Annotated in this window: 22 protein-coding genes; 12 read left to right on the top strand and 10 right to left on the bottom strand. The window is 64.4% G+C overall.

Features of this window, described 5'->3' with window-relative positions; translation table 11 throughout:
* Window positions 1-5 precede the first annotated feature (5 nt).
* Genes ASC94_RS24165 through ASC94_RS24180 form a run of 4 tightly spaced genes read right to left on the bottom strand, consistent with a single transcriptional unit; the run spans window position 6 to window position 4,625 of the window.
* Window positions 6-2,054: a sodium:solute symporter family protein gene (locus tag ASC94_RS24165; RefSeq protein ID WP_056401926.1), complete on the bottom strand. Its 2,049-nt coding sequence runs from the start codon at window positions 2,052-2,054 to the stop codon at window positions 6-8.
* Entirely contained in the window at window positions 2,051-2,398 is a 348-nt protein-coding gene (locus ASC94_RS24170; RefSeq protein WP_056401929.1) for a DUF4212 domain-containing protein, read from the bottom strand. Before ASC94_RS24170 ends, ASC94_RS24165 begins: the two co-directional genes overlap by 4 nt.
* Window positions 2,391-3,929, bottom strand: coding sequence for a sensor histidine kinase N-terminal domain-containing protein (locus ASC94_RS24175; protein WP_373888137.1), 1,539 nt, complete (start codon window positions 3,927-3,929; stop codon window positions 2,391-2,393). The genes ASC94_RS24170 and ASC94_RS24175 overlap by 8 nt, the downstream gene beginning before the upstream one ends.
* 3 nt (window positions 3,930-3,932) lie before the next feature.
* Window positions 3,933-4,625 (bottom strand): response regulator transcription factor, encoded by a 693-nt coding sequence (locus ASC94_RS24180; protein ID WP_056401932.1) that lies wholly within the window; start codon window positions 4,623-4,625, stop codon window positions 3,933-3,935.
* Between the two features lie 160 nt (window positions 4,626-4,785).
* Here ASC94_RS24180 and recA point away from each other — a divergent pair, with 160 nt between their 5' ends.
* The 7 genes from recA (at window position 4,786) to ASC94_RS24215 (ending at window position 10,958) form a co-directional block, all read left to right on the top strand.
* Window positions 4,786-5,853 (top strand): recombinase RecA, encoded by a 1,068-nt coding sequence (recA, locus tag ASC94_RS24185; protein ID WP_056401935.1) that lies wholly within the window; start codon window positions 4,786-4,788, stop codon window positions 5,851-5,853.
* 175 nt (window positions 5,854-6,028) lie between these two features.
* On the top strand, window positions 6,029-6,484 hold the full coding sequence (gene recX, locus ASC94_RS24190) for a recombination regulator RecX (RefSeq protein WP_056401938.1): 456 nt from the start codon (window positions 6,029-6,031) through the stop codon (window positions 6,482-6,484).
* A 220-nt stretch (window positions 6,485-6,704) separates the two neighbouring features.
* Window positions 6,705-7,274: a DUF2889 domain-containing protein gene (locus tag ASC94_RS24195; protein WP_056401941.1), complete on the top strand. Its 570-nt coding sequence runs from the start codon at window positions 6,705-6,707 to the stop codon at window positions 7,272-7,274.
* 83 nt (window positions 7,275-7,357) lie between these two features.
* Window positions 7,358-8,527 carry an ADP-forming succinate--CoA ligase subunit beta gene (gene sucC, locus ASC94_RS24200; protein WP_056401945.1) on the top strand — a complete coding sequence of 390 codons (1,170 nt, stop codon included), beginning with the start codon at window positions 7,358-7,360 and terminating at the stop codon, window positions 8,525-8,527.
* Between the two features lie 13 nt (window positions 8,528-8,540).
* Window positions 8,541-9,422 carry a succinate--CoA ligase subunit alpha gene (gene sucD / locus ASC94_RS24205; RefSeq protein WP_056401948.1) on the top strand — a complete coding sequence of 294 codons (882 nt, stop codon included), beginning with the start codon at window positions 8,541-8,543 and terminating at the stop codon, window positions 9,420-9,422.
* 122 nt (window positions 9,423-9,544) lie between these two features.
* On the top strand, window positions 9,545-10,270 hold the full coding sequence (locus ASC94_RS24210; RefSeq protein WP_056401953.1) for an FHA domain-containing protein: 726 nt from the start codon (window positions 9,545-9,547) through the stop codon (window positions 10,268-10,270).
* Between the two features lie 181 nt (window positions 10,271-10,451).
* Window positions 10,452-10,958 carry a pilin gene (locus ASC94_RS24215; protein ID WP_082616808.1) on the top strand — a complete coding sequence of 169 codons (507 nt, stop codon included), beginning with the start codon at window positions 10,452-10,454 and terminating at the stop codon, window positions 10,956-10,958.
* A gap of 80 nt (window positions 10,959-11,038) precedes the next feature.
* On the opposite strand, the gene ASC94_RS24220 is transcribed toward ASC94_RS24215, so the two are convergent.
* Together ASC94_RS24220 and moaC are read right to left on the bottom strand one after the other, a co-directional pair.
* A complete protein-coding gene (locus ASC94_RS24220; RefSeq protein WP_056401959.1) occupies window positions 11,039-11,752 on the bottom strand; it encodes a flagellar brake protein in 714 nt (237 codons plus the stop codon).
* A 111-nt stretch (window positions 11,753-11,863) separates the two neighbouring features.
* Entirely contained in the window at window positions 11,864-12,367 is a 504-nt protein-coding gene (gene moaC / locus ASC94_RS24225) for a cyclic pyranopterin monophosphate synthase MoaC (RefSeq protein WP_056401963.1), read from the bottom strand.
* A 113-nt stretch (window positions 12,368-12,480) separates the two neighbouring features.
* Here moaC and ASC94_RS24230 point away from each other — a divergent pair, with 113 nt between their 5' ends.
* Both ASC94_RS24230 and ASC94_RS24235 read left to right on the top strand, forming a co-directional pair.
* Window positions 12,481-13,977, top strand: a complete 1,497-nt coding sequence (locus tag ASC94_RS24230; RefSeq protein ID WP_056402472.1) for a M48 family metalloprotease — start codon at window positions 12,481-12,483, stop codon at window positions 13,975-13,977.
* 146 nt (window positions 13,978-14,123) lie between these two features.
* On the top strand, window positions 14,124-20,399 hold the full coding sequence (locus ASC94_RS24235; protein WP_056401966.1) for a papain-like cysteine protease family protein: 6,276 nt from the start codon (window positions 14,124-14,126) through the stop codon (window positions 20,397-20,399).
* Window positions 20,400-20,419: 20 nt separating this feature from the next.
* Here the strand turns inward: ASC94_RS24235 and ASC94_RS24240 are convergent, their stop codons facing one another.
* The 4 genes from ASC94_RS24240 to ASC94_RS24255 are packed head-to-tail and all read right to left on the bottom strand — an operon-like array spanning window position 20,420 to window position 22,720.
* The gene (locus tag ASC94_RS24240; RefSeq protein ID WP_056401969.1) at window positions 20,420-21,037 is read right to left on the bottom strand and encodes a DUF2946 family protein; all 618 of its coding nucleotides are present in this window, start codon (window positions 21,035-21,037) and stop codon (window positions 20,420-20,422) included.
* Between the two features lie 3 nt (window positions 21,038-21,040).
* Window positions 21,041-22,033 (bottom strand): YheT family hydrolase, encoded by a 993-nt coding sequence (locus tag ASC94_RS24245; protein ID WP_056401972.1) that lies wholly within the window; start codon window positions 22,031-22,033, stop codon window positions 21,041-21,043.
* 13 nt (window positions 22,034-22,046) lie between these two features.
* Window positions 22,047-22,466 (bottom strand): nuclear transport factor 2 family protein, encoded by a 420-nt coding sequence (locus ASC94_RS24250; protein WP_056401975.1) that lies wholly within the window; start codon window positions 22,464-22,466, stop codon window positions 22,047-22,049.
* 44 nt (window positions 22,467-22,510) lie between these two features.
* Window positions 22,511-22,720, bottom strand: a complete 210-nt coding sequence (locus tag ASC94_RS24255) for a zinc-finger domain-containing protein (RefSeq protein ID WP_056401977.1) — start codon at window positions 22,718-22,720, stop codon at window positions 22,511-22,513.
* 152 nt (window positions 22,721-22,872) lie between these two features.
* Between ASC94_RS24255 and ASC94_RS24260 the strand changes: the two genes are divergently transcribed.
* The 3 genes from ASC94_RS24260 to ASC94_RS24270 all read left to right on the top strand — a co-directional run bounded on the left by ASC94_RS24260 (window position 22,873) and on the right by ASC94_RS24270 (window position 25,249).
* On the top strand, window positions 22,873-23,649 hold the full coding sequence (locus ASC94_RS24260; protein ID WP_082616809.1) for an AzlC family ABC transporter permease: 777 nt from the start codon (window positions 22,873-22,875) through the stop codon (window positions 23,647-23,649).
* Window positions 23,642-23,974, top strand: coding sequence for an AzlD domain-containing protein (locus ASC94_RS24265; RefSeq protein WP_056401980.1), 333 nt, complete (start codon window positions 23,642-23,644; stop codon window positions 23,972-23,974). The genes ASC94_RS24260 and ASC94_RS24265 overlap by 8 nt, the downstream gene beginning before the upstream one ends.
* Before the next feature lie 63 nt (window positions 23,975-24,037).
* Window positions 24,038-25,249, top strand: a complete 1,212-nt coding sequence (locus ASC94_RS24270; RefSeq protein ID WP_082616810.1) for a phosphoglycerate kinase — start codon at window positions 24,038-24,040, stop codon at window positions 25,247-25,249.
* Window positions 25,250-25,265: the final 16 nt, after the last annotated feature.

Raw genomic sequence — 25,265 nt, forward strand, 5'->3', positions numbered from 1 at the left:
CTTGCCTAGTTTTGCTCCGGCGACCGGATATGCGCCAGTAGCGCCTGGGTCTCGCGCCCGGGCGGCGGCGTCAGCAGGCTGACCACGGCCATGGCCAGCATGCCGGCCGGCACGCCGAAGATGCCGGCCGAGACCGGGGCGATCTGGAACCACTGCCCCGTCGCGCTGCCGCCCAGGATGGGGTTGGTGTGCAGCATGTAGTACAGGCACACGCCGAAGCCGGCCAGCATGCCGGCCACCGCGCCCTGGCGGTTGGCGCGCGGCCAGAACACGCCCAGCACCAGCGCCGGGAACATGGTCGAGCCGGCCAGCGAGAACGCGGCGCTCACCAGCGACAGGATGTCGGCCGGCTTGGTGGAGGCGGCGTAGGCGGCAATGAAGGCCACCGCCAGCAGCAGCAGCTTGGAGATCGTCACGCGCTTTTGCGTGGACGCGTTGGGATCGACGATGCGGTAGTAGATGTCGTGCGATAGGGCGTTGGAAATGGCCAGCAGCAGCCCGTCCGCAGTGGACAGCGCGGCAGCCAGGCCGCCTGCCGCCACCAGGCCGGAAATCACATAGGGCAGGCCGGCGATCTCGGGCGTGGCCAGCACCAGCACGTCGCCGTCGATAGCGATCTCGGCCAGCTGCACGATGCCATCGCGGTTCACGTCGGCAATGCTGATCAGGGGATTGAGCTTGTCCACGTTGGCCCAGTAGGAGACCCAGGTAGGCAGTTTGGAAAAGTCGCTGCCCACCATGGCGGTGTAGACGTCGAACTTCACCAGCACCGCCAGCGCCGGGATGGTGAGGTAGATCAGCAGGATGAAGAACAGGGTCCAGAACACCGACACCCGTGTCTCGTGCACTGACGGCGTGGTGTAGGAGCGCATCAGGATGTGGGGCAGGGCGGCCGTGCCCACCATCAGGCAGAACACCAGCGCCAGGAAGTTGTTGCGCTTGGTGTCCGACTGGGCCCGGTCCGGCGCCGGGAAGGGCTCGGCGTGCGGCGTGGGCGGCGCCGCGCGGCGCAGGTTGTAGGCGCGCGCGGCGTCCCAGGCGGCCGCCGCCTCCTCCACGGTTTTCGGATAGTTGATCAGCGCCTTTTCCGCCGCGCGGATTTCCAGCAGGGTGGCGTTGCGCTGCTTGACCGCGTCCAGCCGGCGCTGCGCCTCCACCCGCCCGGCGTCCCAGCTGGCGGGCAGGCCGTCGAGTTTCTGGCCGTAGTCGTCGGCGCGCTGCAGGAAGATGGCGCGCACTTCGCGCTCCTTGGGATCGTGCGCCAGGCTGGCCTCGCGCGCGCCCAGCGTCGGCAGCAGCTTGCCGTAAGCCACCTGCGGGATGGGGTTGCCGCTGTGCTTGGCCGACAGCCACATGGCCGGCAGCAGGAAGGCAACCAGGATGATGATGTACTGCGCCACCTGGGTCCAGGTAATGGCGCGCATGCCGCCCAGGAAGGAGCACACCAGGATGGAAGCCAGGCCGAGGAAGATGCCGACCGAGAAGTCCACCCCGGTGAAGCGCGAGGCGATCAGGCCCACGGCGTAGATCTGCGCCACCACGTAGGTGAAGGAGACGATGATGGTGGCCGCCACCGCCATGATGCGCACGTAGCGCCCGTGGTGCGGGCCGCCGTAGCGCGCCGCCAGGAAGTCCGGGATGGTGTACTGGCTGAATTTGCGCAGATAGGGGGCGATCAGCAGCGCCACCAGGCAGTAGCCGCCGGTCCAGCCCATCACGTAAGCCAGGCCGTCGAAGCCGTGCAGGTACAAGGTGCCGGCCAGCGAGATGAAGCTGGCCGCCGAGATCCAGTCGGCGGCGGTGGCCATGCCGTTGAACATGGCCGGCACGCGCCGCCCGGCCACGTAGTATTCGGCCACGTTGGAGGTGCGGCTGACCAGGCCGATGGCGGCGTACAGCGTGATGGTGGCCAGCATGAACAGATAGCCTATCCACACGCGCGGCATGCCCTCGTTTTCCAGCACTGCCAGCGCCACCAGGAAGCAGGCGAAGCCGGCGGAAAACAGCAGGTAGTAGCGCGACAGGCGCCGGAAGTAGCCGGGTTTCGCGCTCATGGGCGCTCTCCGGCCTGCGCCGGTGCCGGCGCCTGCGCCAGTGCAGTGGCGGCAAACTGCCGGTCCAGCCGGCGCATGCGCCACGCATAGGCGCCGATGATGGCCAGGTAGACCAGCGACGCGCCTTGCGCGGCCAGGTAGAACGACAGCGGCCAGCCGAACAGCATCAGCCCGGTCAGCTCGCGCGCGAAGAACACGGCGCCAAAGCTGGTGCCCAGCCACAGCAGCAGCAGGGCGGCGGTGAGACGGCGCGTGGTGCGCCAGTGCAGGGCGCGGCGCGCGCGCAATGAGCCCGGGGCGTGGCCGGCGCCGGGCAGGTCCGGCGGGCTGGGGGTGTTATCCATAATAAGGTGGGTCCGGCTCGGGTTCGTCGTCGGGCGCGCGCAGCGGGAAGGTCAGGCGGAACAGGCTGCCGGGCAGCTTGGCGTTGTTGCTGCGCGGGTTGCTGAAAATGTCCACGTCCGCGCCGTGCTGGTGCGCGATCTCGCGCACGATGGCCAGCCCCAGGCCGCTGCCCTCGGCGCTGCTGCCCAGGATGCGGTAGAAGCGTTCGAACACGTGGGTACGCTCGGCCGGCGGGATGCCGGGGCCGGTGTCCTCCACCTCCACCACGCCCTCGTGCTCGGTGCGCCGCACGCGCACCGTGACTGCGCCGCCGGCCGGCGTGTAGCGCAGCGCGTTGTCGATCAGGTTGGACAGCGCCTCGCGCAGCATGGTGGGGTTGCCCTCGATCGGCACTTCGTCCTCGGCAGGCGCCTCGAAGCCCAGGTCGATGCGGTAATTGAAGGAGGCCGGCACCCAGTCGCGCACGGCGCTGCGCGCCAGCTCGGCGAGGTCCACCGGCAGCAGCGCGGCGCCGGCCTGCGGCTGGTTTTCCGCGCGCGCCAGGGCCAGCAGCTGGTTCACCAGCCGCGTGGCCGATTCCGAACTTTTCGCCAGCTGCTCCAGCGAGCGGTGGATTTCGCCCTGGTCGGTCTGGCGCAGCGCCAGCTCGGACTGCATGCGCATGCCCGCCAGCGGGGTTTTCATCTGGTGCGCCGCGTCGGCGATGAAGCGCTTCTGCATCTCGATCGACAGCGACAGCCTGCCAAGCATCTCGTTGAGCGAGCGCACCAGCGGCGTGATCTCTTCCGGCACCTGGCGCGAATCGATGGGACTCAAATCGTCCGAGCTGCGTGCGCGGATGCGCTCCTGCAGCTGCGCCAGCGGCGACAGGCCCCGCGCCAAGGCGAACCACACGAGCGCCAGCACGATGGGCAGCACGATGAACTGCGGCAGGATCACGCCCTTGATGATTTCATTGGCCAGCTTTGCGCGCTTCTCCAGCGTCTCGGCCACCTGCACCAGCGCCAGCCGCGATTCCTCGGCGCCCTGGTCCTCCAGCCCCACCCAGGAATAGGCGATGCGGATCGGCGTGCCGTGCATATTGCCGTTGCGGAAGTGCACCACGCCGGGCTTGTTGCGGTCGTCCTCTGTGGGCGGCGCCAGGTCGCGGTCACCGTCCACGTAGGCGCCGTTGGGGCCGACAATCTGGAAGTACACGCTGTCCACGTCGTCGGCGCGCAGGATGTCGCGCGCCGAGCCGGGCAGGCGCGGCGCCAGCTTGCCGTTCACTTCGTGGATCTGCTGCGCCAGCACCGTCACGCTGTCTTCCAGCGCATGGTCGAAAGGCTGGTTGGCGATGGACTTGGCCACCAGGTAGGTAATCGCGATGCTCATCGGCCACAGCAGCAGCAGCGGCGCCAGCATCCAGTCCAGGATCTCGCCGAACAGCGAGTGCTGGATATCGTCTTCCTTGCCGGCGCCGGCGGGCTCGCGCCAGGACGCATCGTCTTCGTCCGGGTCCAGATCCCTGCCGGCGTCGCGCTCGCTCACGGCTTACTTGGCTTCGCCGCGCGGCGCGTCGCTGTATTTTTCCAGGCAGTAGCCCAGGCCGCGCACGGTGGCGATGCGCACCCCGCCCACCTCGATCTTCTTGCGCAGCCGGTGCACATAGACCTCGATGGCGTTGTTGCTCACTTCCTCGCCCCATTCGCACAGGTGGTCCACCAGCTGTTCCTTGGACACCAGGCGCCCGGTGCGCGCCAGCAGGATTTCCAGCAGGCCCAGCTCGCGCGCCGACAGGTCCAGCATCTGCTCGTTGATGTAGGCCGAACGGCCCACCTGGTCGTAGCTCAGCGGGCCGTGCTTGATGATGGTGGAGCCGCCGCCCTGGCCGCGCCGGGTCAGCGCGCGCACCCGCGCCTCCAGTTCGGACAGCGCGAAAGGCTTGGCCATGTAGTCGTCCGCTCCCAGGTCCAGGCCGTTCACGCGCTGCTCGATGGAGTCGGCGGCGGTCAAAATCAGCACCGGCAGCAGCGAGGAGCGCGCGCGCAGGCGGCGCAGCACTTCCAGGCCGGACAGCTTGGGCAGGCCCAGGTCCAGGATCAGCAGGTCGAACTCCTGGGTCGACAGGGCGGTGTCGGCCTCCTGGCCGTTCTTCACGCAGTCGATCGCATAACCGGACTGGCGCAGCGAACGGGTCAGCCCGTCGGCCAGCACGCTATCGTCCTCGGCAAGTAAAATACGCATAATGTCACCCGGCTTCTGAAGCTGCCATTGTGTTTCATTTCACTTAAGGTGGCTAGCTTTTGATCGGCCGCAAACACAACTGAAAACAATGCTTGCAAAAAGCACTGGTTTTTTATACAGTACCACCTGTACAGACAAACCACTTGCCGAAAGATCAATCATGGACGATAAAAAAGGCGCAGTACCCGCAGCGGAAAAAGCCAAGGCGCTCGCCGCCGCGCTGGCTCAAATCGAGAAGCAATTCGGCAAGGGCTCCGTCATGCGCATGGACGCCAGCGCCCCGATCGAAGAAGTGCAGGTGGTCTCCACCGGCTCGCTGGGCCTGGACATCGCGCTGGGCGTGGGCGGCCTGCCGCGCGGCCGCGTGGTCGAGATCTACGGCCCGGAATCGTCGGGTAAAACCACGCTGACCCTGCAAACCATCGCTGAAATGCAGAAACTGGGCGGCACCTGCGCCTTCATCGACGCCGAGCACGCGCTGGACGTGGGCTATGCCCAGAAGCTGGGCGTGAACCTGCACGAGCTGCTGATCTCGCAGCCGGACACGGGCGAACAGGCCCTGGAAATCTGCGACGCGCTGGTGCGCTCCGGTTCCGTGGACATGGTGGTGGTCGACTCGGTCGCCGCGCTGACGCCGCGCGCCGAGATCGAAGGCGACATGGGCGACTCCCTGCCGGGCCTGCAAGCCCGTTTGATGTCGCAGGCGCTGCGCAAGCTGACCGGCTCCATCAACCGCACCAACACCCTGGTCATCTTCATTAACCAGATCCGCATGAAGATCGGCGTGATGTTCGGTTCGCCGGAAACCACCACCGGCGGCAACGCGCTGAAGTTCTACGCTTCCGTGCGCCTGGACATCCGCCGCACCGGCTCCATCAAGTCCGGCGACGAGGTGATCGGCAACGAAACCAAGGTCAAGGTGGTCAAGAACAAGATCGCGCCGCCCTTTAAGGAAGCGCACTTCGACATCCTGTACGGTGCCGGCACCTCGCGCGAAGGCGAGATCATCGACCTGGGCGTGGAAGCGAAAATCGTCGAGAAATCCGGTAGCTGGTACAGCTACAACGGCGAGCGCATCGGCCAGGGCAAGGACAATGCCCGCACCTTCCTGGTGGAGCGTCCCGAGCTGGCGCACGAAATCGAAAACAAGGTGCGCGCCTCGCTGGGCGTGCGCGAGCTGCCGGCCATAGGCAACGAACCGGCGCCCAAGCTCAAGGCCGTAGAGTAAGCGGGCCTTGGCGGGTTACGGCGCTCTGCGCCTAACCCGCCCTAGACGATATGACGCGGGCTGTTGGCGGGTTACGCGCCTGCGGCGCTAACCCGCCCTACGGTCCTTTGCACATGCGGCGTAGGGCGGGTTAGGCGCAGCCGTAACCCGCCGAACCTGCGCTCCGCCCATCACCATGCCCATGCCTCCCCTCAGCCTCAAAGCCCGCGCCTTGCGCCTGCTTTCCACGCGCGAGCACAGCCGCATGGAACTGGCGCGCAAGCTGGCGCGCCACGCGGAAGAGGGCGACGACATCGAAGCCCTGCTCGACTTCCTCGAAAAAAACAACTGGCTGTCCGAAGAGCGCTTCTCCGAATCCCTGATCCACCGCCGCTCCGCGCGCTACGGCAATGCCCGCATCGTGGCCGAGCTGCAGCAGCACGGCATCAAGGGCGAAGCCTTGAGCGAACTAAAAGCCGGCCTGGCCGAAGACGAAACGGCGCGCTGCTGCGAAGTTTGGCGCCGCAAGTTCGGCGAACTGCCGCAAGACGCCCAGGAACGCAGCAAGCAAATGCGTTTCCTGCTGCAGCGCGGCTTCTCCCAGCGCGCCATCCAGGCCGCCATGAAAGGCGTGGACCTGGACGAATTCTGATCCCCGCGTGCAAGCGCAAAACTCCCCGTGGCGGCTAACTATTTGCAACTAGTTGTTATAAGCCACGTCGCAAGTCGCTCCGGGGTGTGCTACACTTTTGGGGTTTTTGCAGCACCGCGGGTGCGGTGGTTGTCCGTAGAAGCTGCGGCAACGTGCATTCTTGTTAAGAGAATAGTGCAAGGCTGCTTACTAATTTGGCCGCGAAAGCGGCATCGGTCTTATGTCCCTGTCAACTCCAGTCTCCCGACGTGCGCTGCGGCACACGCGCGCAATAGACATCCAGGCGTTCGCGCGCGAGGATGGGCTATGGGATTTGGACGCCCATATCACCGACATCAAAGTTAACGCCACCAAGCTCGCCTCCGGCGTGCGCGAAGGCGGTACGCCCCTGCATGACCTTTCCTTACGCATTACGGTCGACCGCCAACTGAACATCGTTGCCGCCGAAGCCGTCTCTGACGCGGTTCCCTATCCCGGTTTTTGCAACACCATCGGTCCTGCTTACGCGGCCCTGGTGGGGCTGAACCTGATGCAGGGATTCCGGCATGAACTCAAGCAGCGCCTGCATGGCATCGCCGGCTGCACCCATCTGACGGAACTGGCCCAGATCCTGCCAACGGCGGCAGTCCAGGCCTTCGCCAACGATGTCTGGCCGACGCACGATGCGGCTAGCGACAACGTTCCGCACCAAAAGCCTTTCCAGCTCGACAAATGCCACGCCCTCCGCACCGACGGCGGGGCAGTTGCCCAGTTCTACCCGCGCTGGGTAGCGAAACCCGGATTGGTCTAGCGCACGCAGCACACCATCGTTTCTTACCTCAGTTTTCACACAATCGTAACTTTACATATCAGTAAATCAGAAGGGAAGCCAGCATGAAAATCCATGAGTATCAGGGCAAAGAAATCCTCCGAAAATTCGGAGTGACGGTTCCGCGCGGTATCCCGTGCCTGTCCGTAGACGAAGCAGTCAAAGCTGCTGAGACGCTGGGCGGTTCGGTCTGGGTAGTCAAAGCGCAGATCCATGCTGGCGGCCGCGGCAAAGGCGGCGGCGTGAAAGTGGCCAAGTCCCTGGAACAAGTGAAAGAATACGCTGACCAGATCATGGGCATGCAGCTGGTCACCCACCAGACCAGCGCTGAAGGCCAGAAAGTACGCCGCCTGCTGATCGAAGAAGGCGCGGACATCAAGAAGGAACTGTACGTTTCCCTGGTGACCGACCGTGTTACCCAGCGCGTCGTCCTGATGGCTTCCTCCGAAGGTGGCATGGACATCGAAGAAGTTGCCGAGTCCCACCCGGAACTGATCCACACCATCGCCATCGATCCAGCCGTCGGCCTGACCGACGCTGAAGCGGCCGGCATCGCCGCCAAGATCGGCGTACCGGAAGGTTCGATCGCCGACGCCGTCACCAACCTGCAAGGCCTGTACAAAGCCTACTGGGAAACCGACGCCTCGCTGGCCGAAATCAACCCGCTGATCCTGACCGGTTCGGGCAAAGTGATCGCCCTGGACGCCAAGTTCAACTTCGACGCCAACGCCCTGTTCCGCCAGCCGGAAATCGTTGCTTACCGCGACCTGGACGAAGAAGACCCAGCTGAAGTCGAAGCATCGAAATTCGACCTGGCCTACATCTCCCTGGACGGCAACATCGGCTGCCTGGTGAACGGCGCCGGCCTGGCCATGGCCACCATGGACACCATCAAGCTGTTCGGCGGCGAGCCTGCCAACTTCCTGGACGTGGGTGGCGGCGCAACGGCCGAAAAAGTCACCGAAGCGTTCAAGATCATGCTGAAGAACCCAGAGCTGAAAGCCATCCTGGTCAACATCTTCGGCGGCATCATGCGCTGCGACGTGATCGCCGAAGGCGTGATCACCGCATCGAAAGCCGTTTCCCTGAAAGTGCCACTGGTTGTGCGCATGAAGGGCACCAACGAAGACCTGGGCAAGAAGATGCTGGCCGAATCCGGTCTGCCTATCATCGCAGCCGACACCATGGAAGATGCAGCCAAGAGCGTTGTCGCCGCTGCAGCCGGTCAAGCTTAATTAAGGAATCAACATGTCCATTCTGATCAATAAAGACACCAAAGTCGTCACCCAAGGCATCACCGGCAAGACCGGCCAGTTCCACACCCGTATGTGCCGCGAATACGCGAACGGCAAAAACGCCTTCGTTGCAGGCGTGAACCCGAAGAAAGCCGGCGAAGACTTCGAAGGCATTCCAATTTTCGCTAACGTGACCGAAGCGAAAAAAGAAACCGGCGCCAACGTTTCCGTAATCTACGTTCCACCAGCAGGCGCAGCTGCCGCCATCTGGGAAGCCGTGGAAGCCGAAATGGACCTGGCCATTTGCATCACCGAAGGCATTCCTGTCCGCGACATGATGGCCCTGAAGGACCGCATGGCCAAAGCAGGTTCCAAGACCCTGCTGCTGGGCCCTAACTGCCCAGGCCTGATCACCCCTGACGAAATCAAGATCGGCATCATGCCAGGCCACATCCACCGCAAGGGCCGCATCGGCGTGGTTTCCCGTTCGGGCACCCTGACCTATGAAGCAGTAGCACAGCTGACCGCCCTGGGCCTGGGCCAGTCGTCGGCAGTTGGTATCGGCGGCGACCCGATCAACGGTCTGAAGCACATCGACATCATGAAGGCCTTCAACGACGATCCAGATACCGACGCGGTCATCATGATCGGCGAAATCGGCGGTCCGGACGAAGCCAACGCTGCTTACTGGATCAAGGACAACATGAAGAAGCCGGTAGTTGGCTTCATCGCTGGTGTTACCGCTCCTCCGGGCAAGCGCATGGGCCACGCCGGCGCGCTGATCTCCGGCGGCGCAGACACCGCGCAAGCCAAGCTGGAAATCATGGAAGCCTGCGGCATCACCGTCACCAAGAACCCGTCCGAAATGGCGCGTCTGCTGAAGGCAATGCTGTAATTCACTGTTTTAGTGAATAATAACGGGGAGCTTAGGCTCCCCGTTTTTTATTGTACGTAGGGCGGGTTAGCGCAGCGTAACCCGCCGCCGCGCCGCCGCCGCCATCTGCTCGGAGACCAGGTTTGGGGAAAATCATCATTTCGCGCGAAGGCGTGGTGGAACAGGAAGTCCCGCTGAGCCGTGAGCGCATGACCATTGGCCGCCGCAGCCGCAACGACATCGTGCTAAGCCACCCGGCTGTGAGTGGCGAGCACGCCGTCATCACCACCATCCTCGACGAATCCTTCCTGGAAGACCTGCGCAGCACCAACGGCACCTTCGTCAACGGCCAGCGCGTGGGCAAGCATTTCCTGCAGCACCAGGACACCATCAAGATCGCCAAGTACCGGATCGAATACCTGGCCGACGGCGTGCGGCCGGCGCCCGCGCCGATGGGCGAAAGCGCCACCATCCCCGTGCCGCCGCAACCGCGCCCCGCCGTCGCCAGCGCCTCAGCCCCCGCCAGCGCGGCGGCCCGCGCCCCGGCCGTAGCCCCGGGCCCCGCCGCCGCTCCGGCGCCGCCGCCCGCCGCCCCAGCCCCCATCCTCGGCCGCATCGAAGTGCTCAACGGCGCCAACGCCGGCAAGCAGCTCGCCCTGACCAAGCCCCTGACCACACTGGGCCGGCCCGGCGTGCAGGTGATCGTCATCGCGCGCGCGCCGGACGGCTATTCAGTGGTCCAGTCCGAAGGCGACGCCATCGCCACCCTGAACGGCGCCACCCTCGGCAAGCAGCCCCAGCGCCTGCAACACGGCGACGTGCTCGACCTGAGCGGCACGCAAATGGCATTCAAACAAGATTTAGCCTGACAAAAATCGTCAACTGCCAAATTTCGCTAGCCCAACTGACAAAAATCGTCAACCAGCGCGGGCGGAAGTGACGAAAATTGGCGCAAATCGCTTTCAAAAGGCGGTTTTCGGGCTGGCACACCAATTGCTCTTACCCAAGTGTGGCACCAAACAACCAGTTCACCTCTTGAGGAGCAACAAAATGAAATCCATGAAAATGATGAAGAAACAAGCCCAGGCCGGCTTCACCCTGATCGAACTGATGATCGTTGTGGCCATTATCGGTATCCTGGCAGCGGTGGCCATCCCTGCGTACAGCGACTATACCGTGAAAGCCAAAGTTGCAAACGCGCTGGCCTCAGCCGGCTCGCTGAAGACTGGCGTAGCGCTGTGTGCGCAAGAAGCTGGCAACGATACTGCTCCTTGTGACGCTGGCAGCAACGGCGTGCCTACCTTCACCGCAACTAAGGAAGTAACCTCCGCAACCGTTACGAATGGCACTATTGAACTGACCCTGGCCGATATCGGTAAAAACTTGTCGGGTAAGAAGATCACGATGGTTCCGACTGTTGGTACTAGCGCGGTAACCTGGGTTAACAGCACGGACATTACCGACGCCGATAACGCAGCCGCTAAAGCCGCGATCGAGAAGAACAATGTCGCGGCAGCTGCTACCCCAACCCCACCAGCAGCCCCAACCACGCCTTAAGCTAACACCGCATCATCCGCCCCTAGCGCTCCGGCACTGACGAAAAAACCTGGCTTCGGCCAGGTTTCTTGCTTCTGCGCTCACACTATCTTCTGCCTGTCGGCAATCAGTGCTTCGTAGGTGAGGTTTTGCAGCAGGGTGTAGTGGGTCGGGTCCAGGTTGACGAATTGCACGCCATAGGTGAACACTTCAGGCTTGTCGGCAGTCGCCGGCTTGATCACGTTGATATTGCGGATGCTCGCGTGCGTATTGACCAGCACCTGCCGGTTGCCCGGCTGCGCGATCAGCGTGAACGACAATCCCACCTTCGCATCATCCGACTCCAGCTGCCGCTTCGACTCGATCAGCGCGCCCGACACGCTCAGGTTCACCAGAAATACCGGCACACTGCCGCCCGACTCGCAGCTCAACTGCGCCGGAATATCCACCTTCACCCGCATCGCCGTGCGCAAGCTGGTGCCCTGGATTTTTGACGGGAAGGAAAGGTGGGCATAAAACAGCGGCCGCCCGAACACGCGCTGCACGATGGCAGAAAACGAGCACACGTTCACGCCCGAAAACACCCGTATGGTCAGCTTGTCGCCCTCGTTCACCGAGATCGGCGCCCCGTTTTCGAACGGCACCTTGACGATCATGTACTCGTCCTTCACCCAGCCGATCAGCGTGGAAAAGTGCTGGACAGGCTTCATGGTCCGGTGCGTGATGAACTGTATCCTGCCACCCACCTGCAGATTCATCTGCTCGAATTCGTATTCCTGCGGCTTGATCTCGGCTGGCGACGTACCACTGCTCATTCGTGCGACCTTTTGTTGTGCCTATGTCTATAAAAACAATTATATACCGGCAGAAAAAGTTTTACACTATTGCAATAAAATGGGAATTGTCCAGGGCAGGTTGAAGCAAGCTTAACTGGTCGCGCTCCAGTCGCCGCTCTTGCCGCCGTGCTTTTCCATCACGCGGATGTTGGACATCACCATGCCGCGGTCAACGGCCTTGCACATGTCGTACACGGTTAAGAGGCCCACCTGCACGGCCGTCAGTGCTTCCATTTCCACGCCAGTCTTGCCATAGGTCTCCACCTGCGCGGTGCAGTGCACGCTCGAACTGGCTTCGTCGGTGGTGAAGTCCACCGTCACGCGGGTCAGCGCCAGCGGGTGGCACAAGGGGACCAGGTCGCTGGTGCGCTTGGCGCCCATAATGGCGGCGATGCGCGCGATCCCCAGCACGTCACCTTTCTTCGCGCTTCCCGCTAAAATGATCGCCAGCGTCTCCGGCTTCATGCGGATGCTGCCGGCGGCCACGGCGGTGCGGTGCGTTTCCTGTTTCGCGCCCACGTCGACCATGTGGGCCTGGCCGGTGGTGTCGAAGTGCGTGAGCTGGTCTGCGGCTGGAGCTGGGGTGCTGGTCATTGGAGTATAGTTCGTCAGTTGCGGGTATCGACAGGTATCATATCATTGTGAAATCAAAACGTTTTTTGCTGCGCTTGCTTCCCCTCGCTGCATCCCTGCTGCTGGCCGCCCCCATGGGCATGGCGCAGATGCCGGTATCCAAGCCCTTCAATCTCCCCAGCCTCGGCGACACCGAGCGGCAGGAGCTGTCGCCGCTGATCGAACGCAAGCTGGGCGAGGAGATCATGTATGACATCCGCAGCAACAAGGACTACCTCGACGATGCCCCCATCCTGGAATACCTGAACACGCTGGGCAACACGCTGGTGCAGGCCCACCCGGGCGCGCGCGGCGAGGCCAGTTTCAATTACTTCTTCTTCGCCGTGCGCGACGGCCAGCTCAACGCCTTCGCGCTGCCGGGCGGCTTCATCGCCGTGCACTCGGCGCTGCTGCTGGCGGCGCAGACGGAGTCCGAGCTGGCATCCGTGCTGGGCCACGAGATCGGCCACGTGGCGCAGCGCCACATTGCGCGCCAGCTGGGACAGCAGAAGCAGGACGCGCTGATCCCGCTGGCGGCCATGATCCTGGCCGTGCTGGCGGCCAAGTCCAGCCCGGACGCGGCCATGGGCGTGATGATGGGCGGCCAGGGCCTGGCCATCCAGCGCCAGCTCAACTTCGGCCGCGACGCCGAGCGCGAGGCGGACCGGGTCGGTTTCCAGATCATGGGCGAGGCCGGTTTCGACACCAGCGGCATGGTGGCCTTTTTCCAGCGCATGCAGACGGCCAGCCGCAACTACAGCGACCTGGTGCCGGCTTATCTGCTGACGCACCCCTTGACCACCGAGCGCATCGCCGACATCCAGGCCCGCATCCGCGAGCAGCCCTACAAGCAGCGCCTCGACAGCCTGGCCTTCTACCTGGTGCGTTCGCGCGCGCGCGTGCTGCAGGACCTGAGCACGCAGGGGCTGGCGGAGTCGATCCAGTATTTCGAGGGCCTGATGCAGCAGGATAACCGCCAGCAGAAAACGGCGGGGCAGTACGGCATGGCGTTCGCCATGTTCAAGAAGAACGATTTCGTGGCCGCGCAGCGCTGGCTGGACAAGGCGCGCGCCACCATCGAGGCGCCGATGCCGGCCGGCGTGTTCGGCATGGGCAAGCGCGACACGGCGCCGACCGTGTTCACCAGCCTGTCGCTGGATATCAAGCTGGCGCAGGAGTCGAACGAGGCGATGGTGGCGGCGGCGCTGAAGGAGGCGACGGCGGCGCACCAGCAGTTTCCGCTGTCGCGCGGCATCGCGCACCAGTACGCGGAGGCAATGATCGCGTCCGGCCAGCTGGAGGAGGCGGCGCGCTTCCTGCGCGAGCAGGCGCAGTTTTACAAGGACGAGCCGGAGGTGCACGATCTGCTGGCCAAGGCGTATTCGAAGCAGGGAAAGATGGCCTTGCAGCACATGGCGCTGGCGGAGTCATACACCTTGCAGGGCGGCACGCTGGCGGCGCTGGACCAGCTGAACCTGGCGCGCAAGGCCAGCGATGCGTCGTTTTATGACCAGGCGCAAATCGATGCGCGCGAACGCGAGCTCAAGCAGCGGCGCAAGGATGCGATGGGCGACAAGTACAAGGAGCCGTGACGCCGTCCGGAGCCACCGCCTGGCAACGATATATCAATTGCAATTCGCGGGTCGTGTCCTATACTGGCTCAGTTCCGCGCTCTTAAAAATCATCACTCCCGCACCGAAGCGTACGTTGTCGTCCACCTAGCCAAGGGGAGTCTGACATGATGTACCTGCACTGGTCCTTCCATTACGCCGGTGATCCGGATGCCGCGCCTGTCCAGCAAATCACGGTCACTTTTCAGGCCCCGGTTTTCAGCTATTCCGACCGCAACAACAACGGCAACGACGAGTTCCAACGGTCGCAGACCGGTACGTCGTCCCAGCGCCTGGATGTCGATCTCAGCGACAGCAGCTACGAGGCCGCCCTGCCGTCTGCCGGCCTGGCCGGCACGGGCGCGGCCGTGCGCAAGTTTCATGACTACACCGCAGCCATCATGCGGCAGGGGGAAGCCGCCGTTTCCAGGCTGGCGTTTCCCGTGCGCCTGCAGCTCAGCGCCGCTGAGTGCGAAGTGCCGTACGCCGGCGTATTTAGCTGCCTGTATTTCGTCAAGGGCCTGAACGCGGATGGACAGCTGGCGGAGCCGGTCGGCGACCATCTCTTCCTGGTCAACAAACAGCGCTACGACGAAGTGCTGCCGGCCTTCCAGCAAATCACCAACCAGCGCTCACGAATCAGCCTGCTGGCTTTCCTGAAACTGCTGGCGGAAGAAAACGGTCTGTCCCCGCAGGGGCCAGTTCGGCCCGAGAGCGTCATCAACGACAGGCTGCCAGCCATCGTCCACGGACTGCACCAGGAAAACGTCGACGATGTCGTTGACTTCCTCAAGCGGCACGTCTTCGCGCTGTTCGATTTCGGTATTGAAGTCGACGCGCTGGAGGGCATGGACATTGCCGGACACCTGCACGTCGCCACCGACGGCAACCGCCAGCTGGCCATGGCCGACTTGTACTTTTACGCGCTGGACGCGGAGTACACGGCATCCGATATCGCCGGCAACGCCGTGTACCGGCATATTGCCCACGACTGGCGCCAGGGCCCCGGCGCACCAGTGGACAACCGCATCGCCTTTACGCTGACGGGCGAGCACCAGCTGCTGCGAAACAGTGTGCGCGGCGCGATCACGGTGCGGGTGCGCGGCTTTGACGGCGCCGAGCTGTGGCGCAGGGATTTCGCCGCCGACGATCCGCAATTGAAGGAAGTGCAGATCGAGCTGGCCGAGCACCGCCCTCCCGCCATCACCCCCGGCGTGGAACATCCGGCGGGCGGCGCGAAGCGCCTGCGCGGCAAGCTGGTGGGCCTGAGCAAAGCCTGTCCGCTCAACGATGCGGTGGTGCTGGTCCAGGCCAAGGCGGACGGCGATGCGGCCTGGCGCGTGGTGGGACACGCGAGCGCGGACAGCAACGGCAATTTCTCCATGCCGTATCCGTACGGCGCCTATGCGGCGGCCCAGGCACTGGTGTCGCTGGCGCCGGACAGCCCGGCCGACATTCCCGTGGTGCAGGGCACGCCCAACGAAACCATCGCCCCGGACTTCCTTTTCCTGCTGGTGAAAGATCCGGTTTGCCCCGATGCGGAAACGGAAAAAAAGGCCGACTGCGACTGCGCCGCGCCGGTCAAGGCCGGGCGCCTGCCCAGCCAGGAAGACTTGATCAACTCCGACGAATATACCCAGGACATTGGCGGTTCCTGCGTGAACCTGTCCACGCCCAACCGCACCCTGAGCGAGTACAACTACACCGGCATCGTGCGCACGTCGGACCCGGACGTGGCCAACTACACGCTCAGGAAGCGTACCCTGACCACCCTGCAGGGGGAGGAGGTGTCCGGCTTCGAACTCGAAGGCGGGGCCGGGAAAATTGCGCGCCAGCCGGTCAACCTCGATAACCCGATCCGCTGGCAGGATACGCCGGCCGACCAGGACTACCTGTCGTTCTACCAGGCCGTGACGGTGGCCACCGGCCACATCCTGCACTACAAATCCGTCTTCAAGGCCGACGGCTACTCGCTTGGCAACCTGCTGTATTCATTGCCGCTGGCGCCGGGCCAGAAGAAGCAGATCGTCGTGTTCGATTCAAGCCATGCGCTGCAAGGGGCAGAATCGCAGAGCCTGTCGCAAGGGGAGCGCCTGGCTGCCGATATCGTGGCAGAAAGAGGCATCGCCGATGAGCTCAGCGGATTCCTGGGCGAAGCCATGCAAGGACGCAGTTCGGCCAGCACCAGCGGCGTCAGCGCCGGCCTGGGACTGGGCGGCAGCCTCGGCGTCGTGTCGGGCTCGCTTGGCGTGGCCGGCGGCACCGCCAGTTCCAGCAGTTCGGCCTCGCAGAACAGCAGCCGCAATACCTCGCAGTTTTTTGCCGAGAAACTGCGCCAGGCCGTCATGCAAAACGCCGACAGCTACCGCCAGCTCAACGCTTCCGTGGTGACCAGCGTGCAGGAGGGCCAGCACTACAACGCGACCACCGAAGTGGTCGGCAACCACAACCACTGCCATTCGCTCACCATGATGTATTTCGAGGTGCTGCGGCATTTCGCCGTGTTCCAGGAGCTGGTGCAGGTGGAGGAGTGCGTGTTCGTGCCGCTGCTGATGACCAACTTCACCATGGAGAACATCCGCAAATGGGCCGACGTGCTGGCCGTGGCGCTGCTGCCGGCGCCGTCCAATACCTATCTGCGGCCGTTCAGCTGGGTGCGCCGCCATCCCCTGCTGGCCGGCTTCGACGCCAACGAGCGCATCCGGACCAATTACGCGCACGTGGATTTTCCGGCCGGCCGCTATTGCGACGAGGCGATCAGCGACGTCAAGGGCAGCTTCAGCATCCGCATGGTGCTGCCGCGCCCGAAAACCAAGTTCGACCGCATCCTCTCCCTGCCTATCATCCGCAAGACCGTCACCACGCAGGCCGGCGTGGATGTGCAGGGCACGATACGCGACAACATCAAGTCGTCCGCGATTGCCGCCGCAACGGGCGGGCTGTCGCTGCTCTTTGGCGGCGGGCCTTCGGTGAAATATGAAACCGAAACCCACGATGTCCTGACGCCCGGCAAGATCTTCGATCTGTTCATGACGCTCGACGAGAACTACGAGGCAGTCTCGCCCGCGCACTGCATCCGCGTGCATACCTTCGAAGACCAGAAAATTCTCGTCAACGGCACGCTGGTGACGATCGACTTTTTCCACGGCATGCCGGACGACCGGAAAATCTGGGACGCCTATGCGGACGTGCTCGACATGACCACGCTGGAGCTGCTCAACAAGTTCGCCAACAACGTCATCGCGGACTGGGACCGTATATTTTTCAGCGACATCGCGCCCCAGCTGGTGAGCCGCCTGATCCACGAGTCGACCGTGGCGCTGAAGCCCTTCAGCTCGCTCGATATCACCGCCCTGAACCGCTATTCGTCCAGGGAACAGCTGCTGCGCTACAATTTCCAGGCGCGCAGCACGTCGGCGCGCGCGGCCATCGGCGCGATCGAGGTGCGTTACCAGCCGGGTGTCGGCGTGGCGCAGGCGAACTGGGATACGCTCAAGCGCGAACTCACCGTGGTGCTGGAGAGCCTGAACGTCAACTATGCCACGCCGCACTACAACGGCCGCATCTTCAGCGGCTACGTGGGCAATGACCTGTTTGACGGCGTCACGCAGGCGACGCCGATGAATTCGGACGAGCAGCGCTCGCCGCGCAAGGAAGACGTCTTCCTGGTAAACAAGCTGACCGAACACCTCAACAGCAACCTGGAGCACTACAACAAGGCATTGTGGTACCGGCTCGATCCGGACCGCCGCTACATGCTGCTCGACGGCTTTTCCATCCAGGTGTACGACGATGGCGGCGCGCCGCTGGTATTTCGCAGCCTGGCCTCGGTGGTCAAGAACGAGCTGGTTTGCGTGACGGGGAACTCGCTGGTATTCCCGGTGGCGCCGGGCTACCGGGTCAGCCAGTCGTACATCGTGCAGGCCCGCGCCGAAGAGGAAGATGCGGCAGCGCCCTTGTTCGATCATTACCGGCCGCTGACCGCGCCGCCGCCTTTCCGCATCAGCGTGCCTTCACGCGGAGTGTTCCTGGAAGCGGTGCAGGGCGCTTGCGACGCGTGCGAAAAGGTCAAGGACAATTCGTCGCAGGACTGGGTGCGCTTCGCCACCGACGAGCCGAGCCCGATCGCCCCGTTGACGCCGCCCACGCCCACCATCACCGACTGGAAGGCGGCCTTCAAGGACTTCGCGACCCCCCTGATCAATATCCAGAACGCGCCGGCTGCGCCGGCACCCGGCGCCGGCCTGGCCGGCCTGGCGGACCTGCTTGGCAAGGCCGGCGTCTTCAAGGACATCACCGGGCTGGACGCGAACCAGCAGAACGTGATCCGCACCTACCTGTCGAACCAGGAGAATGCCAAGGCGTTTGCGGAAATGGCGCAGAAGCTGTCGATGCAGGGGCACAACACCGCCAATTCCGACAAGATCATGGACACCATCAAGTCCGCGCGGCAGGACGGCGCGATCTCGCAGGACGACTACGGCAAGCTGGTCAAGGAACATCTGCAGAAGCAGATCGATGGCGGGGACAAGGACAATGCCGCCAGCGAAAAGGATGCTGCGAGCAAGTCCAGCCTGGCCTCGGCCGCCGTCAGGGCGGTGGACCAGGGCAAGAACGTCAAGGCGCAGAAGAGCGATACCGATGGCAACAGCGAATCGATCGAGGTAACGCCGGGCGGCGCGGACCAGGTGCTGGCAAGCGTGCCGGGCACGGTGCCCAGGATGAAGCAGGAAAACAGCATGGCTTGCTGGGCGACCGTCGCCGCCATGATGGTGAGCTGGAAGGAAGGCCGCAAGATGACGGTGCAGGAAGTGCTGCAAAAGGCTGGCGCGCAATATGTCGCCAAGTTCGAGAACCAGGAAGGGCTGGCCTCGTCCGAGAAGGATGCATTCATCGGCGCGCTGGGCATGCGCGGCGAAGCACCGGCGAGCTATTCGGTCCAGCAGTATATTGACTGGGTCAAGGACCACGGCCCGCTCTGGATCACCACCGATGCGGCCGACGCCGACGGCCAGTTCTCGCCGCACGCGCGCGTGGTGACGAAAATTACCGGGACGGGCAGCGCGGACGGCAGCGGCACCAGCTTTGTCTTCATCGATCCGGCCAGCGGCACAGAGATCAGCGAGCCATTCAGCAAATTCCTGTCCGCCTATGAGCAGATGGTGACCGACAACCCCGGCGCCCTGTTTATCCAGATCGTGCACTTTGGCGGCGCGGCAGGCGGGGGCGGCGAGGGTGCGGCGCCCCTCCCGGCATGGGCCGACGCCGTCGATCCGTTCCCGGGCAGCGTGGCGCTGAGCATTGACCGCGGCAACGTGGCGATGAACGCCGCTTTCGCTCCCGTGGCAGGCAGCACGTCGAACCATCTGTGCGCGGCGCTGGCCGACGTCACCGGTGCCCCTGCATCGGCGCCGTTTGCCGGCCTGCACGACGACGAGATGGTGTATGCCGCCAGCCTGCTCAAAGTCGGCGTGATGTATGCCGCCTTCGCCTTGCGCGCCCGCGTGCAGGCATTCGCCGATGCCGCCAAGGCCAACGGCATCACCGCTGCGCCCGAGTTGTTCAGCCTGATCAAGCGCGCCTGGACGCCGAAGCTCAAGGCCACGTTCCCGGCGCGCTCGGCCACCAGCTTCAAAAACGGCCAGGACGTGACGATTCCCCAGTTCGCCAAGCTCTTCACCTTGTCGGCTGCCGGCAAGATCGAGTTCGCGGCAGCCACGACTGCAATCAGCGATGCCGACCTCGATGCCGCAGGCGAGTTCGGCGCGCCGGTGGGCCGGTTCCATGAATGGATGCGCCTCATGATGCGGTGGTCGAACAATGCCGCCGCCAGCCGCTGCGTGCTGGCGCTGGGCTACTTCTACATCAACGGCCTGTTTGCCAAGGCTGGGTTCTTTGATGCGGCCACGGGAAAAGGCTTGTGGATCTCCGGCGACTATACCGGGCACGACTGGGTAAAAAGCGCAGCCGAGCAAGCCGCGAACGCCGCCGGTGTCGCCCTGGCGCCGCGCTGGGCCACGGCGCAAGGACGCACGAAGAGCAACTTTGTCGCCAACGCGCTGCAGGTGGGCCGCTTGATGACCGCAATGGCCCAGGATAAGCTGGTGGATGCGGCCGCCTGCACCGAGATGCGCACGCTGGCCAGCCAGCTGGCGGGCGGCATTGGGAGCTACGCGGAGAGTGCGCTGTCCGCTGCCGGGCGCGCACCGTCTGCGCTATCGTCGAAGATCGGATTTGGGGACGACAGCTTCAGCCACGACTGCGCAATTATCGAGCGCACCGTGTCCGGCAAGCATCTGCGCTACGTTGCGGTTGTGCTCGGCTCGGCGCCGGCGCAGCACCGCAGCGACCTGTCCGCGCTGTTCGTGTTGCTCGATACGGCCGTGGTGGCGCGCAACCCGTAGCGGGCTGGCTGGCCTCGTCCTTACGGGGCGGCGGGCTGCGGCGCCGGCGGCTGCGGCTGGCGCACGAAGCCGAAGCGGGCGGGGATGTCGCCGCGTTGCAGGCGCTGCACCGGCACCGCGCCATCGCCCATGCGCAGCGCCAGCGCTGCGGTGGCGGCGCTGTCCTCCAGCCACGCCAGCAGCGTCTCGTCGCCGATGGCATGGCCATCCATCTCCAGCCGCTCCAGGGCCTGCGCCACGTCGCGGTCGTCCAGCTGCGCCACCACGGCGCCGCGCTGCAGCAGCAGTTCGCCCGCCTCGGTCAAATAGGCCGCGTCCGGCCGGCCCAGCGCCGCGCCGGTGTGCAGCACGAAGCCCTGCGCCGGATCGGTGCGCGCCACATATGGCGTGGTCTCCAGGTTCAGATACACCCGCTGCGGACCGTTCTGGAAATACCAGCAGCCGCGCTCGTCGCTGGCGTAGTTGCGCACGATGAAGCCCACCAGCGCCGCATTGGTCAGCTTGTCGCCGGGCAGGTTGAAATGCTGCGCGCGCTCGTCGCGCATGCGCCAGTTGCCGCGCGCGTCCAGGCCAAGCCAGCCGTAGCAGTGCGGCACGTTCGGCCATTTGGCCAGCGCCTGTTTTACGATGTCATCCATGGTTCAAGCTTCGCACATCTGGTCCCGGCCGGACGCACGGCTGGCGTTTTCGCCTTCGAGGAAGTGGATCATGCGCCTGGGCAGCCAGTCCAGCGAGCCGGGCGGCCCGCCCACGGCGAAGCCGACGTGGCCGCCGTGCTCCGGATACTCCAGCAGCACGCCGGGCGCCGCCTTGCGCGGCAAGTGGACGCCGGGCAGGAAGGGATCGTTCTGCGCATTCAGCACCAGGGTCGGCACGGTGATGTCGAGCAGCACGTGCTTGGCGCTGGCGCGGTCCCAGTAGTCGTCCGTGTTGCGGTAGCCGTGCAGCGGCGCGGTCACCACGTTGTCGAAGGCGTACAGGTCGTTGGCGGCCATCAGCGCGTCCAGGTCGTACAGGCCGGGGAACTGCTTGAGCTTGGCCACGCACTTGGGCTTGAGCGTGTTCAGGAACATGCGCGTGTAGATCCGGTTGAAGCCGCGCGACAGCGATTCGCCGCCGCGTGCCAGGTCCAGCGGGGCGGACACGGCGCACGCCGCATCGACTATCTCGGCGCCGTGCTGCGATTCGCCCAGCCAGCGCAGCAGCGCGTTGCCGCCCAGGGATACGCCGGTGGCGTAAAAACGGCTGCAGGCCGCGTCCCCGGCGCGCGCGTGCAGGCGGCGGATGATCCAGTCGATTTCGGCCGCGTCGCCGGAATGGTAGAAGCGCGGCGCCAAATTGGCCTCGCCCGAGCAGCCGCGGAAATGCGGCACCGCGCCGGACCAGCCGCGCGCCTGCACGTCGGCCATCAGGGCGCGCGCGTAGTGGCTGCCGGACGAGCCCTCCAGGCCGTGGAACAGCACCACGAAGGGCTGGCCGGGCTGGCCGTCGACGAAATCCACGTCGACGAAGTCGCCGTCCGGGGTCTGCCAGCGTTCACGGCGGAAGGCCACCTGCGGCTTGCTGATGCAGGTGGCGGGGTAGATGGTTTGCAGGTGGCCGCTGGGCAGCCACAGCGGTGCGGTGTACTTCATCTCGGGAAGCGGCTTAGTGCAGGACCTGCGCCGGGTTGTCCACCGGAATGGGGCCGGGCGCCACGGACACGTGGCGCAGCACGATGCGCCAGCCCTTGGGCGTCTTGATGTAGACATTGCTGGCCACCAGGTGGGCCGGCTCGCCGGTGGCGGCGGTGGTGCCTTCCACCACGGAGTGGATGGAACTCATCAGGTTGTGCGTTTCGTGCAGCACCGCCGGCCGGATGTGCAGGCCGCCGTGCTCCAGGATGATGGACCAGGATTCCCGGATCGCGCGGTGCCCCACCAGGCGCGGACCGCCCGGATGGATGCAGGCGATTTCCTCGTCGTCGGCCCACAGGGCCATCAGGGCTTCCACATCGGCCCGGTTCAGCGCTTCATAGAAAGCCGCTTCGACTTCGCTTGCGCTACCGTTTAATTGCTTTTTTGGCATGGCAGCCTCCGGGCCGGTTATATGTCTGACAGTGCTGACAGTGATTAATGATGCGGGACCACGGCGCCTGGCTTCAGTCGGTAGGCGGTGCCGCAGTACGGGCACTTGGCCACGCCGTCGTGGTTGAACTCCAGGAATACGCGCGGGTGCGAGGACCACAGCGGCATGGCTGGGTTCGGGCAGTGGGCCGGCAGGTCTTTACCGTCGAGTTCAACTGCGTTGGCGGCTGCTGCTGGCTGGGTGGCGTTGGTCATCTTGGCTATCTCCGTGAAACTTAGGCTGAAAACACCGATTTTAACGGATTCGCGCAATTCCAAGAATCATCGGTAAAATAGCGCCTGATCTACAGTACCGGCCGCTGGCGTTCGCCTCCACTGAAACGGGGCGCGCGTGGCAGGAAAACCACATGAATGAAGCCACGCCCGCCCCCGTGCCCGCAGCCGCCAACGCTGCGCCAGCCCCCACCCCTGTTGACGTAGGCCAGCACGACGAAGCTTCCTGGCGTGAAGGCTTGCGCACCGGCATACCCACCCTGTTCGGCATCGGCGCCTGGGGCCTGGTGGTGGGCGTGGCCATGGTCAAGAGCGGCCTGACGGTGCCGCAGGCGCTGGGCATGACCCTGATGGTGTTCGCCGGCTCGGCCCAGCTCGCTTCGCTGCCGCTGATCGCGGCCGGCGCACCGATCTGGGTGATTTTCCTGACCGCCTTCGCGGTCAACCTGCGGTTCGTGATCTTTTCCGTCATCCTGGCGCCGCATTTCGCCGGCCTGCCGTGGCGTCAGCGCTTCGTGCTCGGCTACTGCTCCGGCGACATGACCGCCGCGCTTTTTTTGCAGAAATACCCCAGCGCGGAGCCGGTGCCCGGCAAGGTTTCCTATTTAAAAGGCTTGATGTATCCCAACTGGGCAGCCTGGCAGATCGGTTCCATCGCCGGCGTATTCCTGGGCAGCGCGGTGCCGGCCGAGTGGGGCCTGGGCTTTGCGGGCACGCTGGCCATCATTTGCATCATGGTGCCGCTGACGGCCAACCGGCCCGCCGTGTGCGGCGTGATCGTGGCGGGCGCGGTGGCGGTGGCCGGCGCCGGCCTGCCGTACAAGCTGGGCCTGCTCGCTGCCGTGGTGATCGGCATGCTCAGCGCCATGGCCGTGGAAGAATTAACGGAAAGGTTCAACAAACATGGCTGACTGGGAGATCTGGCTCACCATCCTGGCGCTGGGCCTGGCCACGGCCGCCACGCGCGCCTCGTTCTGGCTGATCGGCCACCATATTGCCATTCCGAAACGTGTGAATGAAATGCTACGCTACGCGCCCGCTTGCGCGCTGGCGGCCATCGTTGCGCCGGACCTGCTGCTGGCTCCGGGCGGCCAGATTCATATCGGTTTGGACAACCTGAGACTGGTGGCCGGCGCCGTATCCATCGCGTTTTACGTGGTGCGCCGTAACATGTTGGAAACCATCATTTTTGGCATGGCTTTCTTCACAGCCCTGAGACTGTTGCATATTTTCTAAGGGAATCGTGCGCTGCGTTGCGGTAGAATAGCGGTCTTTCCAACCTTCGTCCTTTGGGTAGCCATGCAAGCTGTTCTGAACTTCATTCGTCTGCAAGATCTGATCGACCAAAATGCGCTGCAAGGCAAGCGCGTGTTCATTCGCGCCGACTTGAACGTGCCGCAAGATGACGCCGGCAACATCACCGAAGATACCCGCATCCGCGCTTCCGTGCCGGCCATCCGCGCCGCCGTGGCCGCTGGCGCCAAAGTGATGGTGACCTCCCACCTGGGCCGTCCCACCGAGGGCGAGTTCAAGCCGGAAGACAGCCTGGCGCCGGTCGCCAAGCGCCTGTCCGAGCTGCTGGGCCAGCCGGTCGAACTGAAGCAGAACTGGGTGGACGGCGCTGGCCTGGAAGGCCTGCAGGCCGGCCAGGTGGTGCTGCTGGAAAACGTGCGCGTGAACAAGGGCGAAAAGAAGAATGCGGATGAGCTGGCGCAGAAGATGGCCGCCCTGTGCGACGTCTACGTCAACGACGCTTTCGGCACCGCGCACCGTGCCGAAGCCTCCACCCACGGCATCGCCAAGTTCGCGCCGGTGGCTGCCGCCGGCCCATTGCTGGCCGCCGAACTGGACGCGCTGGGCAAGGCGCTGGGCGCCCCGGCCCGTCCGCTGCTGGCCATCGTGGCCGGCTCGAAGGTATCGTCCAAGCTGTCCATCCTGAAGGCGCTGTCCGAGAAAGTGGACGGCCTGATCGTGGGCGGCGGCATTGCCAACACCTTCATGAAGGCGGTTGGCCTGAACATCGGCAAGTCGCTGGTGGAAAACGACCTGGTGGCGGAAGCCAAGGCCATCATCGACATCATGGCCGCGCGCGGCGCCGAAGTGCCGATCCCGGTGGACGTGGTGTGCGCCAAGGAATTCTCGCCCACCGCGGCGGCCACCATCAAGGACGTGGCTGACGTGGCGGACGACGACATGATCCTGGACATCGGCCCGAAAACCGCCAAGCTGCTGGCCGACAAGATCGCCGCCGCCGGCACCGTGGTGTGGAACGGCCCGGTCGGCGTGTTCGAGTTCGACCAGTTCGGCGAAGGCACCAAGACGCTGGCGCTGGCCATCGCCAACTCCAAGGCATATTCGATCGCCGGCGGCGGCGATACGCTGGCGGCGATTGCAAAATATGACATTACCGATAGAATTGCTTATATCTCGACCGGTGGCGGCGCTTTCCTGGAGTTCCTGGAAGGCAAAACCCTGCCGGCAGTGGAAATCCTGGTTCAGCGCGCTGCTTGAGTTTCGACGGCTCGTT

This window comes from Massilia sp. Root418, assembly GCF_001425265.1.
Classification (GTDB): Bacteria; Pseudomonadota; Gammaproteobacteria; order Burkholderiales; family Burkholderiaceae_D; genus Rugamonas.

Coding starts and splice junctions, on each gene's coding strand:
- ASC94_RS24165 (WP_056401926.1), bottom strand. CDS start 2,054: ATGAGCGCGAAACCCGGCTACTTCCGGCGCCTGTCGCGCTACTACCTG.
- ASC94_RS24170 (WP_056401929.1), bottom strand. CDS start 2,398: ATGGATAACACCCCCAGCCCGCCGGACCTGCCCGGCGCCGGCCACGCC.
- ASC94_RS24180 (WP_056401932.1), bottom strand. CDS start 4,625: ATGCGTATTTTACTTGCCGAGGACGATAGCGTGCTGGCCGACGGGCTG.
- recA (WP_056401935.1), top strand. CDS start 4,786: ATGGACGATAAAAAAGGCGCAGTACCCGCAGCGGAAAAAGCCAAGGCG.
- recX (WP_056401938.1), top strand. CDS start 6,029: ATGCCCATGCCTCCCCTCAGCCTCAAAGCCCGCGCCTTGCGCCTGCTT.
- ASC94_RS24195 (WP_056401941.1), top strand. CDS start 6,705: ATGTCCCTGTCAACTCCAGTCTCCCGACGTGCGCTGCGGCACACGCGC.
- sucC (WP_056401945.1), top strand. CDS start 7,358: ATGAAAATCCATGAGTATCAGGGCAAAGAAATCCTCCGAAAATTCGGA.
- sucD (WP_056401948.1), top strand. CDS start 8,541: ATGTCCATTCTGATCAATAAAGACACCAAAGTCGTCACCCAAGGCATC.
- ASC94_RS24215 (WP_082616808.1), top strand. CDS start 10,452: ATGAAATCCATGAAAATGATGAAGAAACAAGCCCAGGCCGGCTTCACC.
- ASC94_RS24220 (WP_056401959.1), bottom strand. CDS start 11,752: ATGAGCAGTGGTACGTCGCCAGCCGAGATCAAGCCGCAGGAATACGAA.
- moaC (WP_056401963.1), bottom strand. CDS start 12,367: ATGACCAGCACCCCAGCTCCAGCCGCAGACCAGCTCACGCACTTCGAC.
- ASC94_RS24230 (WP_056402472.1), top strand. CDS start 12,481: ATGGGCATGGCGCAGATGCCGGTATCCAAGCCCTTCAATCTCCCCAGC.
- ASC94_RS24235 (WP_056401966.1), top strand. CDS start 14,124: ATGATGTACCTGCACTGGTCCTTCCATTACGCCGGTGATCCGGATGCC.
- ASC94_RS24240 (WP_056401969.1), bottom strand. CDS start 21,037: ATGGATGACATCGTAAAACAGGCGCTGGCCAAATGGCCGAACGTGCCG.
- ASC94_RS24245 (WP_056401972.1), bottom strand. CDS start 22,033: ATGAAGTACACCGCACCGCTGTGGCTGCCCAGCGGCCACCTGCAAACC.
- ASC94_RS24250 (WP_056401975.1), bottom strand. CDS start 22,466: ATGCCAAAAAAGCAATTAAACGGTAGCGCAAGCGAAGTCGAAGCGGCT.
- ASC94_RS24255 (WP_056401977.1), bottom strand. CDS start 22,720: ATGACCAACGCCACCCAGCCAGCAGCAGCCGCCAACGCAGTTGAACTC.
- ASC94_RS24260 (WP_082616809.1), top strand. CDS start 22,873: ATGAATGAAGCCACGCCCGCCCCCGTGCCCGCAGCCGCCAACGCTGCG.
- ASC94_RS24265 (WP_056401980.1), top strand. CDS start 23,642: ATGGCTGACTGGGAGATCTGGCTCACCATCCTGGCGCTGGGCCTGGCC.
- ASC94_RS24270 (WP_082616810.1), top strand. CDS start 24,038: ATGCAAGCTGTTCTGAACTTCATTCGTCTGCAAGATCTGATCGACCAA.